Consider the following 16,570-nt stretch of genomic DNA (forward strand, 5'->3'; position numbering starts at 1 on the left):
GGAGGATAGTAACTTCGTAAGTTAACCATGCCGCTAATGATGCTCAACCCACTCATGTCTAATGCCCATGCAAGCTACATACATAAAGGAGGAATAGAGTTTTGAAAAGATTACTTTCAATTGTTTTAACGCTGGCCCTGTTTATTACATTGCTGCCGCCGTCAGGTTTAATCCAGCAAGCTTCGGCTGCGGGTTCATATTTTTTATTTCCAAATGAGCAGGACAAGCCAGGGAGCGCAAGAATTGTTTCTACTCAGTCCGTAACGCTAAACGGCAGCATTAACGGTGTAGTGGGGAACTCCATCAGCTATAACGTCAAGCAAATTACGCTGAACGGAGCTCTAGAAACCGTTGTGAATACGACTGAAGAGATCACAACGGGTATAGCGACTTCTTCAGGAACGAATAATATTTCCATTTCCAATCTCACTTTGTTTCCGGGCTTGAATAAAATTACATTTAAAGGGATTGCGGGTTCGTCTACGGTCAGTGAATCCATTTACATTGAATATCGCAACAGCCCTATGCTTTATGATTTGAAGGTTACCTTCGAGAACAGAGACTATGATATGCCGGAGAGCGAACCTACGATGCTCTATTCCACTGCTCCTACTGTTCAAGAAAGAGGAGAAGTTGTCATTTCCGGCAAAGCGCCGAATGCGCAGAAGGTGAGCATTGTTATTAACGGAAGAAGCTATGATTTTAACGTATCAACCGCGACAAGCGATAGCCGATTCAGTACTTCTTTGCTAAGTATTGATAAGGGGATTAATACCGTTGTGCTGAAGGTCCATAATAATGGTCAAATCGTAGAAACAACAAGAGAAATTGCCTTCTATAACGGGGAGGTTACTTTTTATAATTTGAAAATGAGCGATTCCCCCGTTGCGCCGCCAGTGCCGCAGGAAGTTACTATTGAGCCTAATATGAACTTCTCGACGAAAAGTGAAACAGGCATTAAAGTTTCAGGAAGCGCGATTTTACCGCTGCCAATATTAAATATAGACGGGGATAATCAGCCAATTGTAGTGAATGAGGCGAATCTGCAACCGATGCTTACGCTTGAGCTTCAGCAAGGTGCTGATCCTGTGACACAGCATAAGCCAGATGCAGCTGACATTACGATTTCCCCAGCTACGATTGACAGCACGACTAAATTCATAACCGTTACCTATACATTCGACTTGCCTGCTCTTACGTTTGACAAATCCAACCGTATGCGATTGATCGCGCCGAACAATAATGCCTATCAAGCTTCCAATTGGACGACATTCGTACTTAGAGACAGCACCATTGCGTACATTTATGATATTAACTATTTATCCGGCTATGATCCTACAATGGCGACGCCAAGCGTTAACACAGCTCGTCTTCAGGGCTTGCAGGGAACGGACATTCCCAGCGATGGCGTTAATGTCTACTCGATGCCAATGGGTGTTGAAGTGCTAGTTGGCAATTACACAAGCTTAACGAGATATACCGATCTGTTTGAGATCAACGGCCAGCTGCAGGCTGCAGGGGAATTCAAACAGATTCTGCATAATGAAGTCGTTTATCGTACGGTTAATAACCAATTAGTGCCGTTCTTGCGTTTGTTTATTGAAATTAACAAGCTGGGTTCAGCAGGAACGAATACGGTTAAAATTAATCTCACGAATAGTATTGGCGGCTCCTCTGAAGTGAAGACGATCATAGCAAAGCTGCTTTACGGACCATATGTGAAGTTCAACACGCTTGTTGAAGGTATGAAAATCGAATATGACACTGTTAGAGAAACGCCGGCATCCTTGCTTACTAAGCTTGGGCAGTTTAACGGACAATTGTTTAATGTAGCGTCTGAGAGCGAGATTGTTTACACGGGTACCGGGCAGTCCGTATTCCTTTACATTAATAATGTAGAGATACCACTGGGGCCTGATAGTGTTGCAACATCGAAATTCGGCCCAACGGGAACGAATATAAGCACGACGATTTTTAACGTTCTGAATAAAGCGGGAGATAATACGGTGAAATTCGTATTCCGCACGCCAAAAAATAGTTATGAGAACACGCTTAAGTTCAGTGTCGTCCCTACCAATCTTCCGGTTATTCCAGCACCGAATACGGATGGGGTATATCCTTATAGCGCAAACCTTTCCAAGCCGCTGCCCAATGATTCTAATTTCGTGAAGCAGGGCAGTATCTTTACAACCAAAGAAGCTCGTCTTAACGTTTACGGAACATTCGATTTTGTTGATTTAGGCAATGCAGACAGCTTTGAGGATGGCCACGCTTCGATCGTTTCGAAAGGGAACTATATTGTTCAAATTACATCACCTAATTGGGATACCGCTGTAAATTGGAATCTGGGTATGGAATTTACGCCAACTCTGGACGGCGAGCCTCTTGCCGATTACGCAAACACGCCATTTAATACTAATTCGAATTCTACCATAAGGACAAATGCAACTACGCCGGATGCAGCAATTGATTTCTTCTACGATGTAAAGAATCAATACTTTTATTTCAAAATGAGAAATCAGCTAATGCCGGAGGATGGAAGCTCACAGGTATATGTCGTCACCGTGTTCAACAGCGGTGAAACAGGGCCTCGAGCGACCTACCGTATGGAAATTGATTCCGTATCTATTCCATATACGATTCTTGCTCCTTTAAAAGAGAAGAGAACAACAAACCAAAATTTTGTTGAGGTAATTATTTCATCGCCAGGCGCTGACTCGCTTGTAGTCGGTAAGCAAACGGCCGCAAAAGTGAAGTATATCGACTACACAGACAGCACACCGCAATACGTCGACGCCTTCAGCGTGACGGTGAAGAATCTGAGGCCAAACCGGGCAACGAATATCGATTTTACGATCACACGCGGTCAGGATGTTATTCGGGATAGCTTTGAAATGTTATACCAGCCGGCGAACATACCGGGAGCACAGTTCTTACAGACGATGCAAAACTCGCATAAAGTATTCGATAATAATCTTGTTTTGACATTTGCAAGAAACAGCAAGCTTGTTAGACCATCTTATAATGATGCAATAAATCATGCCGGACAAGTGTACAGCGGCAATGATATTCTGTTTGCTATCGCGAATCCAAATGACGGCATTGTGGATCGACATGAGTTTGAGAGCCAGCCGCCAAACTATTCGGCTAACAGTCTTGCAGAAGGTAATCTGCACATCGGCTTCCGTTTCCAGGATCAAGCGAGACAGTTCATTAAGGCCAGTCCGCTTTATTGGATAGATGGAGGGCAGGCAGATAATCCGGATCCGTCATCTCCGGCTTTTGATCCGGTTACGAGCGGGCAGGATCCATTTCCATTTCCGAATATAGTAGGTAAGAAGACGGACAGCTTCGCAAAGCGGTGGAATAAATTCGGGCTTGAACTTGTTCCTACAGCGCCAGGGACGCTGACGCTTTCTTATGATTCTAACGTGGCGCAAACTGCAGGAACCACCATTACGGTATTCCGTTTCGATCTTTACAACAGCACATGGGAAAATATCGGCGGTGTTGTTGACGATAAGAAACGTACGATTAAAGTGCCATTCACAAAATTCGGGTACTATGTTGCAGTTAAGCTTACGCGAGGTTATAACGATATTAACGATCATCCCTATGCACGCGAGGCCATGGAAGCTATTTACTCAAAAGGCATCATGAACGCAGTAGATCCGATTGGCGTATTTGGGGCAGACCGTTATGTTACTCGCGGAGAGTTTACGCGGATGATTATCCGCGCATTGGATGTTCCTTTGAACTATGGAGGAGCGCTGCATTTCTCCTATTACCCAGAAACCATTACAAATGCCAATAACGCAAATGCCATCTACGATTATCGTTATATTGAAACTGCGGCACGAGCAGGCTTTGTACGCGGCACAAGACCAGGCTTCTTCGATGAGGATGTTGATTTATCCCGTCAAGATGCTTCCGTCATTCTGGCGAGAGCGTTGAATCTGAAGCTGGATACGGATGCGGCTAAAGCAAAGGCGGGGCTTGATAAAGTGTTTAAGGATTCAGGCAGTTTTGATTACTATTCGATCCCTGCCGTACTCGCTATTCAAAAGAAAGCATTCATTCTTGGTTCGCCGATCGATATGAACAATCCCAAGGGCGGTTCCGTATTTGAACCGAGATCCAAGCTGCTGCGCAGCGATGCGGCCATTATAATGGCTAGAGTATTGGCTGATCTAAAGAAGCTTCCTAAGATTTACAGCAAATAATAGGCTTTTGAGCGAAGACCGGCGATGAGGCCGGTCTTCGCTCATGAGGAGCCAAGCTGCAGCATCATATATGGAAAAAGTTTTGTATATACTTGTCCTATTAAAACGAGATATACTATCGTAGTGCCCACTGAGCAGAGAGCCATTTGAGAAATCCATATTTTTTTTCAAACCATCGCAACTTTTCGCGCAACAATGCGTTTAAATACATAGCGTTGGAAAACACGCCGAGTGATGCGTTAGGCCTAAGGTAGACTGGGAAAGAAATGGAATGAATTCTCAACTTCCTCTTTACGGTATGGATTGCCCATTGTATAATGTTATAGTGGTGTCGCAACTCTAGCACTTTTACTGCCGTTTTTTACAAGTTTCTGCGACATGTTCTTACATAGGGTTAAACATGCCCCGCAGACATTTTATACTAAATTAGTGCTCTACTCTGGGAAGGGGGTGAATCGGCTATGAGGGAAACGAGCAATTCAATTTCCAAACAAAACTCTCAACAACCGAAACAATTTAGAGGAGATGACAAAAAGGTTATGAAAAAAAGTTTATTAGCATTTGTGCTAGCTTTCTCGCTAGTACTTTCCGTAGCTGTTCCTGCATTTGCAGCAACGCCGTCTGACGTTGCAGGCAAACCGGTACAATCTGCGGTTGAAGAGCTTACAGCATTAGGCATTATCGATGGTTATGCAGATGGTACTTTCAAGCCTGAGAACAACATCACTCGTGCTGAGCTTGCAAAAATCATCACGATCGCAACTGGCAACGCAACTGCTGCAACTTTGATGCAAAACGTTAAGCCATCTTTCAAAGATGTTAAAGCTAACGTTTGGTACACTGGTTACATTAACGTTGCTGCAGCTAAAGGCTTTATCCAAGGCTTCAACGGCAACTTCCGTCCTTCCGACAACGTTAAGTTCGAAGAAGTAGTTGCAATGTTGGTTCGTGCTCTTGGCTACAAAGACAAATACCTGTCTGGCGCTTGGCCATACAACGTATTGCTTCAAGCTGACGAAATCGGCTTGTTCAGCGGTCTAGACATCGCAGCTGGCACACTTGCTAACCGTGGTACTGTAGCTGAGTTGGCTTCCAACACACTTGCCGCAAAGCTTGTTACTTACGATGCTGACGGCAACAAATACTTTGCTAACACAAACGGCACAATCCGTTATGACGGTAGCGTTTCATTGATCAATAAGCTTGGCAGCTCCACTAACAAAGTTGTAACTGCTGTATCTTTGAACAGCGACAAAGAAGTTAGCCTGAACGGTTCCCGTGAGGATACTGCAGCAAGCTTCTTCGTAACTGGCGGTCTTAAACTTGCTGACCTTCTTGGTCACACAGTTAGCGTTCTTTACAACAAAGACGGCGACGTTCTTGCTGTAACGGATTCTCAAGATGCGAAAAACATCATTACTGCTAAATCCGATGCAATCACTGACGTAGCTACAGCTACTTACATCGCAGTTAATAACGATGCTAAAGAGTATGAAGCGGCAGCGGGCCTGTTCGTGTTCGACAACACTGACGCTCAAGGCAACACTTATGACCTTGCTGACGATAAAGAAGTAAAACTTTATCTGAACGGCGATGGCAAAGTTCAAGCCCTGTTGGTTAACGATTGGGATGCGAACCTTGTAGTTGACGAAACTGTAGCTTACAAAGACTACACCCGTGTTACTACTAAAAACGGTGGTTCATTCAAAGTAGTAAGCAGCACTTCCATTACTCTTGATGGAAATAAAGCAGCGCTTGCTGACCTTAAAGAATACGATGTTGTTGATGTAATCGCAAACGCTGCAGGCGATGCAGTTAACGTGGTTGCTACTCGCAACGCGATTTCCGGTAAGCTTGAATCTACTGGTGTAGTTGCTGGCGACGTAACTTACAAAGTTGGCGGCAAATCTTATGTAGCTATCGGCGATGCTGACGATCTAGTTGCTGCAAACATCGGTTCTGAGTACACTTACTACCTGAACAAAGATGGTAAAATTGTATATTATGGAACTGTTAATGCTGTAGACAACAGCCAGTATGCTGTTGTATACGAAGCTCCAGCTGCAACAACTGATACAGTTGGCCGTGTAATTGATGGCGTTGTATCTCAGGGTTGGTTCAAAGTTGTTTACTACTCTTTGAAAGACTCGAAAAAGGTTACTGCTTTCACTAAAGATGCAGACGTAATCGGGTTGAACAACAAACTTGTCGAGCTTAAATTCGATGGCGACGGTAATATCGCTTTGACTCCACTTGAAGCTGCAGCAGCTCTTGATCTTACTTCGACTAAAGTTGTTAACGAAGTAACAGCTTCTAAAATTGTAGTTGTAAATTCTCCATCTAACCTTAACTACATTCTTAACAGCGGTACAATCTACCTTCAAGTTAAAGTTGATGGAGCTGATTCCACTGTAACTGTTGTGAATGCTGCTGCTGTTAGCAAAAACGACGATGTAGCTATTAAAGCTGACAATGGCGTAGCTAAATATGTAGTAGTAACTTCCGAAGGCGACAGCGCTGAGCTTGACGCTGTACAAGGTCTGTACATCAGCCGCGCTCAAGTAGCGACAAGTGCAACAGAATCCACTTACTCTGTTAACCTTAACGTTAAAGGCGAAGTGAAAACTTACGCAATTGATGGCGGTGCATACTCTGCTCTTGCAACACAACAGAAGTATGACATCGTTAAACTGACTGATACTCTGGATACTAACGCTCTATATGAAACAGTAACTCCGGTTCTTCGCTCTGCTGAGTCCGCTGGTTTGACTGTAAATAACAGCGCTAGAACACTTACAGTTGCTGGCGGTACTTTCTTGGTAACAGATGCAACACAAATTCTTGTAACTCAAAAGACTTACGATTCGATCGAAGTTGGCTCGTTTACTGACGTTCGTGTAGCTGCAGACGGTACTAACTACGGTACTGGTTCGAACCAATACAAAGTAGTAGTACAAGGTAGCGGTACTACTTACGGAACACTACAAGAAGCTGGCGTTATCCTGGTAGTTAAATACTAAGATAATCCGGTTGGATGAAATTAGAAAGCTGAGAGTTTACTCTCAGCTTTCTTTTTTTTTGTATCCACGTTCATACGCAGTTCATATAGACTTGCTATAGTCATTCCTATAGACGGCATTCGAGTAAACAAATTTATGTTCATGTGAAACTTACTTTGTATTGATTACGTCTAATAGATAAATTCATAAAATCGGAGTGATTAAATAAAAATGCAAAAAGCACCGAAAAAGTTTATTGGACTCTTTTCCTTATTTATTGCACTTATTTTCTTGCTGAGTGCTGTGCCGATATCAGATGCGGCATCAACTATTGCCGGCAATAAGAAAGTGTTTTTATCTAATGTTTCATATGTGCAATTAACCGATGCCAATCTCATTCCAAGTTCGAAGGGCGCGACGGCAAGCTTTACATTTACAGTATTTAATAATGAGAGTAAGTCAATCAACTTGCTTGATTATTGGGCGCGTTTAAAATCAAAGGGTGGAACAACCTACACATTAACGTTGTTAGACAAGGATTCAAAAAAACTAGTGAGTCCAAAGTCCACCACAACATTAACGTATTATAGTGAAGTTGCTGCGAATGTTACTCTTGATGAGCTTATACTTAGTTTTATAAAATTTGATTTCTCCGTGCCTGGTTATGAAAGAGCGCTTGGACAATTTACATTTCCTGCAGGGTATTCTAATGTAGTTAAAGCGGGGGGATTTAAAGGAATTAAGATCAGTAACTCAACAGTTAATACACGTATTGACCAAGTTAATGTAACCAAATCAGGTGATAATTATTCCATTAATTTATCTTATGTTGCAAGGAATTCTAATCAGCTTGGAGTCGCTCTTCCGGAATACGCATATTATATGCAAACGCCAAAAGGCTTGTTTCAATTAAAAATGAAAAATACTGCTGATCAAAATAAGATACTTGAGCCTACCGTATTGAATTCTATTCGATTATTTGGGATGATCCCGACTACAGTGCCTACAACGGGTTGGAAGTTGATTATCGCTCAAAAGGTTGGTGCGGCAGAGACCGCTCAAATTGAACTGCCAGTCGTTATTTTTAATGTACCAGTAAAAATAAATCCTACGACAAGCACATCATCTAAAAAAACATTTACGAACGTAAAAGGTACATATGAGGTAGAATTGCAATCCGTTCAGCGGTTTCCATGGAATAATGATGATAACATTGTTGCAAAGCTGCTTGTAACGAATAAAGAATCTGTTTATCTGCCTATACCGGATATTAGCGGCACGATGATTTTGGACGAAAATATAAATTTAACAAGTCAAAAAATAACGAATACTGGTGATATTGGACTTGCGCCAGGTGCTTCGACTACTGTCACCTTCATTGGCAAGCTTCCATATGAATATGAGTGGAAAAAATTTGAGCTTGAGCTTAATGAAAAGGTTGGCGAAGAGCTTGCTCAAGTTGCGGAAGTAACGAAGTCAAATGTTACTGCGATCTATTCCGTTAAATATGGCAACGTATATACGCAGAAATCAATTGGTTCTCAGATGAGTGTAAAAATAACAGATGTAAAAACGTATACTGGAACTGCAAATGATATTTATGCTGTTTACATGGATGTTTCTAATGATCAATCAAGAAGAAATCTTTTGCCATTATTCACAGGGTACTTTAAGACGGAGAGCGGAAATTACTATGAAGCAAAAGTGGTAAAATCATCAGCTGCGATTAATCCTTCCAATAAGGATCAAATGATCGTATATACAGAGCTTCCGCCCAATGTAAGCAGTGAAGGCATGCAGCTGCTGCTTGGAGAAGCTTTTGATGACTCGGGTTTGTTGAAGGGTTCAACTGCAGAGCCAAAGGGCTATGTCCGTGCCGTACTGTTTGGATTGCCTGCCGAAAATACCGATACAACTGCATTCGAACAGCTAAAAGTAGGACCCTATCAGATTGGCCTGAACTACTTTAATGTTTTTGCATATGAAGATTCGTTAGAGGTCGATTTGGGCGGTAACGTAACAAGAGATTACAATTTCGATGGATTTAGTCAATCAAAGCTATTATTTGAACTAGAGTATGAGCCAACTAACGATGTTATATGGTCAAAAGTCGTTGATTTGGAAGGGAAATCTGAGGGGAGTCTGCAATGGAAGGTTGGCGAGAACTATAATGCGATAAGCCAGCCAATGACTCAGAACAGGTATTGGAGCACATATACGTTAAATGTGTATGAAACCTTTAATGGCAATAAGAAGAAGCTGTTTGCTAAAGATATAAAATTCTCTAACATTATCAACTGGTTGGATGGTAATCATTAAAATGTAAAAGATAAACTGGTTTCTTCTATTCAAATCTAGTATCTTTATAGGAGATAAGAGACGGAGAGGAGATTGCGTAGTGAAAAAAAATGTAATCCGCGGGGTAGTTGCCGCTGTCATTGTAGGAGCTGGTGTGTGGGTTGGCGTGAACTTTGCTTCTCCGCTTGAAGCAGAAACCAATGCGCTGACTCCCGGGTCTGTAGAGGATCCTGTCGTGACCAAGAGCTATGTGGACGAACAAATAGCCAAGCTTAATGGAGGATCCGTTGGCGGCGACACAGGGACTGGAACGGTTGCTGACGCCTCGTTAGAGGTTGTAGTCGTTGCACCTGGACAGACGCTTATGGCGAGCCAGGGCGCTGAGGTTATTGTACGTGTCGGCAAAGCGATCGCGTTCAGCTCGGATGCGAACGGAATTTCGAACTTAACAGCGGGTTCGGACATTGCCAATGGCAAAGCTATTCCAACAAACCATTTGCTTTTGTTTCCTCGTGATGGTCGGGGCATATTGCCGGATCCGAATCAAAAGAATGGATTAACGGTTTTGGTAAGAGGAAGCTACACGCTGAAATAATATTGGTTGATGTAGAACATTTTACCCAATGTGACAAAAGGTTATACGCTTCAAAAGAAAGCGAAGGGCACATCATATAGATGTGCTCTTACTTCTCTAGGAGGTATAAATCATGAGTCGATCAAATAAAGTTATCGTACCAGGCTGTAAAGCGGCATTGCATACATTAAAGTATGAAATTGCGGCGGAATTTGGTTTAGCAACTGGCGTACAAGCAGGCGGAGTGCAGGATACTGAATTCGCAGGCGAGCTTGGGGCAGCAGTCAGCGGCGGCGGTGGACAAAGTGTCAATTGGTCAACGTTGTCAACCCGACAAGCTGGATCTGTCGGCGGCGAGATTACAAAAAGGCTGATTGCCCAAGCGGAGCAGGTCATGGGCGGCTACTCATTGTAGCTCACAATATAGGCGTCCATTGACACTAAGCGACATTTTCGGTATCATACTGTTTTAGAAGAGTTGTCTAACAACCTTTTCCTGCGGGAAAAGGTTCATTTTTTGTGTAGAAGGTTCGCTCTTATATCATACTAAGGTTGTAGGAGGTTGATACGGATGTCGGTTAAAGGACGCCACTTGTTCACATCGGAATCAGTTACGGAAGGCCATCCGGATAAGATTTGTGATCAAATTTCAGATGCTGTCTTGGATGCATTCCTTGAAGCAGATCCATATGCGCGTGTCGCTTGTGAAGTTTCAGTAGCAACAGGTCTTGTTTTGGTTATTGGTGAAATTAGCAGCAGAGCGGATTATGTCGATATTTCGGCGATTGCACGACGTACAATTAAGGAAATCGGCTACACTCGCGCGAAATACGGATTTGACTCCAGCACTTGCGCTGTTTTGACATCACTTAATGAGCAGTCCGCTGATATCGCGCAAGGCGTTAACGCTGCGCTTGAAACGCGTGACGGCAAAGACATGAAGCAGGAGAACGAAGATATTGGCGCAGGTGATCAGGGCTTGATGTTCGGTTTTGCAACGAATGAGACACCTGAGCTTATGCCTCTGCCAATTGCTTTGTCGCACCGGATTGCACGCCGTCTGTCAGAGGTTCGTAAAAACGATACGCTTGGCTATCTCCGTCCAGATGGTAAAACACAGGTTACAATCGAGTATGTTGACGGTAAACCTGTTCGTGTAGATACAATTGTAGTATCCACGCAACACGCTGAGGAAATTACGCTTGAGCAAATTCAACAGGATATTCTTGAGCATGTTATTAAACCGGTTGTACCCGTGGAATGGCTTGATGAAGAAACGAAGTACTTCATTAACCCAACAGGCCGTTTCGTTATCGGCGGGCCTCAAGGCGATGCAGGCTTGACTGGCCGTAAAATTATCGTTGATACGTATGGCGGCTACGCTCGTCATGGCGGCGGCGCATTCTCCGGTAAGGATCCTACAAAGGTTGACCGTTCCGCAGCCTATGCAGCTCGTTACGTAGCGAAAAACATCGTTGCTGCAGGGCTGGCAGATAAATGCGAAATTCAACTGGCTTACGCTATTGGTGTAGCAAAACCAGTATCGATCAATGTCGATACTTACGGTACAGGTAAAGTAGCGGAAGATAAGCTTGTTGATTTAATTAACAGCAACTTTGATCTCCGTCCGGCAGGAATTATCAAAATGCTTGACCTTCGTCGTCCGATCTACGCACAAACAGCTGCTTACGGTCACTTCGGCCGCACAGATGTTGACCTTCCTTGGGAGCGCGTAGACAAAGCAGAGAAGCTTAAAGCTGACGCTGGCGTACAAAGCGGAGTTTAATGAATAGGAAGAAGCCTGGTCTCCATCATGGACCAGGCTTCTTTTTTTTGATAAAAGAAGTGAAATAACCTAAATTTTTCATATCGGTATACCGACAAATAAGGTACGACTGTAATTTTTGAGGAGTGAATTGAAATGATTCGTACCAGGAAGCTGTCCTTATTTATGGCTGTTATGCTGCTGCTGCAAATAAGTCTGACTGGCTGGTCATGGAGCCCGCAGCAAGCATTAGCGGCACCTGCAGGACCTGTTCTAGTCAGCTTAAGCCCGGCTGATGATCTTACTAATGTACCGATAACGGCCGATCTAAAAATGACCTTTGATGAAAACATCTTGAAGGGCTCCAGCTCGACAAACATTAATATTTATGATTATGCGACAAGCAACCTGGTAGAGAGCATAAATATAGGATCAAACCGGGTAACGATTGATTCGTCGCAACGCGTGGTTACGATTAATCCCACAAACAATTTCGCATTAAATACAAATTATTATGTATTGGTAGATGCGGGAGCATATACGAATGCTTCGAATGGAGCAGGCTATGTAGGAATAAACAGTGCTAGCAGCTGGAATTTCCGCACAGTTGCAGAGTTGGATATAGCAAAACCATCTCATACTCAAATCATTCCAACAACTGCAGGGGTCCCGATAACAGCTTCGATCACAATAACATTTAATGAGCCTGTATTTGTAGCCAGCGGAAATATTTTAATCAGCTCCGCTGAGGATACGCGCAGCATATCCGTAACCTCAAGCGCAGTGCAGGGCAGCGGCACAACCCAAATTGTCATTCAGCCGCCGGCAGCGTTTCAACCGAATACAGCTTACACCGTGAATATTCCAAGTACGGCGTTTCAGGATACGGCTGGCAATTTGTACAACGGCACATTATGGACGTTTACAACGGATGCCGCACCCGTTAATGCAGTCGACTTCGCTCCGGCGGATAATGCGACCTCGGTGCCGGTCAATTCTACATTTACCATTTCCTTTGACAAAAATGTGCAAGCGCGTGCAGGAAAGTTTATTGAGATACGCAGAATTAGCAACAATACAACATTTGAGCGATTTGACGCGACCAATTCACGTATTCAAGTAACGAACAATACGGTAACGATAACTCCCAGCTCGCATTTAGAAGCAAATACGGCCTATTATATACTTGTTCATGCAGGTGCCTTCACGATGCCGGACCCCCAGGGTGACCAATGGTATCACGGTATTGCGGGTGCATCGATATGGAATTTCAGCACAGATCCGGGAAATGAGAATGTCCCTCCATTGGTGACCGCTTTATCGCCTGCTAATAATGGCGCTGCAGCCAATTTGAACGCGCTGCTTCAGCTGACGTTTAATGAGCCTGTATTTCCAAGCAGCGGCAATATTGAGATTCGAAATGCTTCTAATCATACTGTATTCCGTACGATTCCGATTACCTCAGAGCGTGTGACGGGCGGGGGAACCTACCAAATTACGATAGACGCGAATAAAGCGATTAGCGGTGAGGAGGCGAAACCGTTTGTTAACAATACGAAGTATTACGTAACGATCGGCAATCGGGCGATCCGTGACGCAGCGGGCAATTTCTATGCGGGGATGTCTGCAAATCTCAATTGGAATTTTAACGTTACGCAGGACACTGTTCGTCCGGCTCTAACGTCGTTAAGTCCCGTTAATAACGAATCTACCGTTGCAACAAACACGACCTTCGTTGCTGCATTCAGTGAAGCGATTAGGATAACAAGCCTTGGGGCCGTTCGCATTCATCAGGCTGGAATAGGCGCGCCTGCTCCGCTCATCGCGAATCTCTCGATAGACCCTGCAGACAATAAGCGCTTGTTCATTACTGCGCCGGCGGGTACGCTGCACCGCGCAACGTCCTATTACATTTATATTGAGGAAAATGCGATTATGGATCTGGCTGGAAACATGTTTGCGGGTATTCTAAATGAATATCAATGGACATTCAAAACAGTTGGCTCCGATGTGACCCCGCCTGCGGTCAGTCGAATCGAATCAATAGGAGCCACAATAAAAATAACCTACGATGAACCATTGAATACGGGGCTCTGGCCTTCTCCCGGCAGCTATTATGTTACCGTCAACGGTGCTCCCCGTTCCGTAACTAATGCTCATATAACGGGTGAATCGGTTATTCTCGCCTTATCCAGTCCAATCGTTAGCGGTCAGGATGTGAAGCTTTCCTATTCAAAGCCGTCACCGGGTCTTGTACAGGATCTGACCGGTAACGAGGCAGCAGGCTTAACAAATGTGGGGGTAGGGAATGCGCAGGATACAATACCGCCGGTGATTGCTTCAAGCTCCGTGTCCGGAAGCATGATTACACTGACCTTCAGTGAGGAGCTGACTCGGGTTAACAGCTACGCCTACACCCAATTCTCCGTTAATGTAGGAGGCGTCTATTACAGCGGAACCTCGATTTCAAGCAGCGGAGCGGTACTTAAACTGACAATTAACGGTACGATTCAGAATGGGCAGTCTGTCATTCTCCACTACAGTCCCGGAGCCTATCCTTTGCGTGACGCAGCCGGCAATAACGTGACTGCGGTGAGCGGTCTGAATTTATCAGGATCGGTCGACACACGCGGGCCGGCTCTGCAATCTATTAGCGCAAGCGGTCTAACGATTACTTTGAAGTATGATGAAAATATCAATCCTCAATCTTTGCCGTCGGCCAGCCAATACAGTGTTCTTGTTGACAATACTTTACGAGCGGTTAGTCAGGTTAGAATAACAGGGGATACTGTTGTTTTAGCTTTAACGACGAATGTTTTAACGGGACAAGATGTGAAGGTCACTTATATTGCGGGAGCGAGTATGGTAACGGATGCATTAGGAAATGCGGCAGCGTCATTCCACTCGGTTTCGGCAAATGGCGGCGGCCCTACTCAATCCGGCTTACTTCAGGGCGTGATTGTGAAAGGCTCGACGGTTACATTAACCTTTAGCGAAATGGTAAGTGCGGCTTCGAATCCATCACCCAGCTTGTTTGTTGTTCGGCTGAATGATTCCGTGAAGGTCGTGACGAGGGTCGAAGTAAGCGGATCTAAGGTTACGTTGACCTTAGCTTCGCCTGCTGGAGTAGGAGAGCGTGCTAACGTATCTTACTACTCGAATTCCGCAGGCTTGAAAACGACAGGCGGACGGCTTATTAACGACTTTACAAATGTAAATGCTGCGAATCAGACAACGCTGCTGGATTCGCTGACCGGCGATTATGAGGCTGCCGACGGCAGTGGTGTCGGTATGAAGACTTCAACGGCATCGACATCAACCGACGTATCGCCGTCAGGAGCTACGGCCACGCGATATGTGGTAATGAATGACAAGATTTTGTCGGCTTATCAGACGGCACGCTCAGCAGGGCTTGCTAATCCTCGTGTCGTCTTTAAGGTGCCAAGCCATGAGCGCGCTGCGATCGTAGCCATACCTGTTCTCGCACTGGATATGGCGAATCGTCAAGGCGGCAACGCCGTATTTGCGGTGCAGTATGGTGATGTGGCCTATGAGCTTCCGCTGAGCGTTATTAATTATCAGGAAGTATCCGCCTTGCTTGGCGGAAGCGGCATTGCTAACCAGCTGCTAATTGAAATCGATCAAGGCTCCTCTGCGGATACAAGCAGTTTAACGATGCTGTTAAAAAGCGCAAATGCGCAGGTCATCGCAGGACCAGTCGATTTTGAGGTTTCGGCCACGAATGGCACAACAGAGAAAGCGATAAACAAATTCAATCACTATGTGACAAGGACAATCCAGACCAGTTCGATGGTTGATCCTGCTCAAACAGCAGTCGTATGGTATGATTCACAGACAAATGCATTATCCTACGCGCCGACAGAGCTTTCCACCTCCTCCGGAAAGACAACTGCTACGTTTAAGCGTCAAGGCAATAGCGCCTATGCGCTTGTGAGGAATTCATCCAGCTTCACCGACATTTCGAAGCACTGGGCGGCAGACGCCATTCTTACGATGTCGCGCAAATTTATTGTCGAAGGGCGAACAGCAACGAGATTTGAGCCGGGTGCGGCGATTACGCGCGGAGAATTCGCCACGTATATTGCGAAAGGGCTGGGTCTTGCAGGGGATAAAACTTCGGCAGCTAAGTTTAAGGATGTCAATACGAGTACGGCTATGGGCGCTTATATTGGAGCAGCGTCATCGGCAGGTATCGTAGTAGGCAATACCGATGGCACCTTTAAGCCCAACAGTTCCATTACTCGACAAGAGATGGCTGTCATGATGATGAGGGCTGCAAAGATGGCGGGCGTTTCGGCCGATCTGCCGCAATCGACAGCTTCCTATCTGCAGAAATTCACAGACCGGAGTAGGATTAGCGCTTGGGCGCAGGCCGATGTAGCGAAGGCTGTCCATTTGGGCGTTATCGGAGGCAAAACAGCTTCAACGATGAGTCCGTTAACGAATGCTACACGCGCAGAGGGTACGCTTATGCTGATGCGTTTGCTGCAGAAGGCAAAATTTATTACGCCATAAACATTTAATTAGTTAAATCTCTATCCAGAACAGTAGGAACGGATAGAGGTTTTTTATGTGAAAGTAGATAGGCATTATCTTTCACCGAAGTGAAAGCAATAGCATTCTTTTATGGGACGTAACTTTTCTATCACTCTTGTAGTCTATAACTATTAGATTACAGGATAGGAGAGTT

At 44.6% G+C, this 16,570-nt stretch carries 7 protein-coding genes; all 7 read left to right on the forward strand.

Going from position 1 to position 16,570, the window contains the following annotated elements; genetic code table 11:
- Window positions 1-101: 101 nt before the first annotated feature.
- Window positions 102-4,223 (forward strand): S-layer homology domain-containing protein, encoded by a 4,122-nt coding sequence (locus tag ACO9K6_RS06040; RefSeq protein WP_424766636.1) that lies wholly within the window; start codon window positions 102-104, stop codon window positions 4,221-4,223.
- A gap of 461 nt (window positions 4,224-4,684) precedes the next feature.
- Window positions 4,685-7,243 (forward strand): S-layer homology domain-containing protein, encoded by a 2,559-nt coding sequence (locus tag ACO9K6_RS06045; RefSeq protein WP_424766637.1) that lies wholly within the window; start codon window positions 4,685-4,687, stop codon window positions 7,241-7,243.
- A gap of 210 nt (window positions 7,244-7,453) precedes the next feature.
- Window positions 7,454-9,541 carry a hypothetical protein gene (locus tag ACO9K6_RS06050; RefSeq protein WP_424766638.1) on the forward strand — a complete coding sequence of 696 codons (2,088 nt, stop codon included), beginning with the start codon at window positions 7,454-7,456 and terminating at the stop codon, window positions 9,539-9,541.
- Window positions 9,542-9,620: 79 nt separating this feature from the next.
- On the forward strand, window positions 9,621-10,115 hold the full coding sequence (locus tag ACO9K6_RS06055) for a hypothetical protein (protein WP_424766639.1): 495 nt from the start codon (window positions 9,621-9,623) through the stop codon (window positions 10,113-10,115).
- A gap of 112 nt (window positions 10,116-10,227) precedes the next feature.
- On the forward strand, window positions 10,228-10,509 hold the full coding sequence (locus ACO9K6_RS06060) for a small, acid-soluble spore protein, alpha/beta type (protein ID WP_424766640.1): 282 nt from the start codon (window positions 10,228-10,230) through the stop codon (window positions 10,507-10,509).
- Window positions 10,510-10,665: 156 nt separating this feature from the next.
- Window positions 10,666-11,880, forward strand: a complete 1,215-nt coding sequence (gene metK / locus ACO9K6_RS06065) for a methionine adenosyltransferase (protein ID WP_424766641.1) — start codon at window positions 10,666-10,668, stop codon at window positions 11,878-11,880.
- 135 nt (window positions 11,881-12,015) lie between these two features.
- On the forward strand, window positions 12,016-16,395 hold the full coding sequence (locus ACO9K6_RS06070; protein WP_424766642.1) for an Ig-like domain-containing protein: 4,380 nt from the start codon (window positions 12,016-12,018) through the stop codon (window positions 16,393-16,395).
- Window positions 16,396-16,570: the final 175 nt, after the last annotated feature.

The organism is Paenibacillus praedii (genome assembly GCF_049725345.1).
GTDB lineage: Bacteria > Bacillota > Bacilli > Paenibacillales > Paenibacillaceae > Pristimantibacillus.

Coding starts and splice junctions, on each gene's coding strand:
- metK (WP_424766641.1), top strand. CDS start 10,666: ATGTCGGTTAAAGGACGCCACTTGTTCACATCGGAATCAGTTACGGAA.
- ACO9K6_RS06060 (WP_424766640.1), top strand. CDS start 10,228: ATGAGTCGATCAAATAAAGTTATCGTACCAGGCTGTAAAGCGGCATTG.
- ACO9K6_RS06050 (WP_424766638.1), top strand. CDS start 7,454: ATGCAAAAAGCACCGAAAAAGTTTATTGGACTCTTTTCCTTATTTATT.
- ACO9K6_RS06045 (WP_424766637.1), top strand. CDS start 4,685: ATGAGGGAAACGAGCAATTCAATTTCCAAACAAAACTCTCAACAACCG.
- ACO9K6_RS06070 (WP_424766642.1), top strand. CDS start 12,016: ATGATTCGTACCAGGAAGCTGTCCTTATTTATGGCTGTTATGCTGCTG.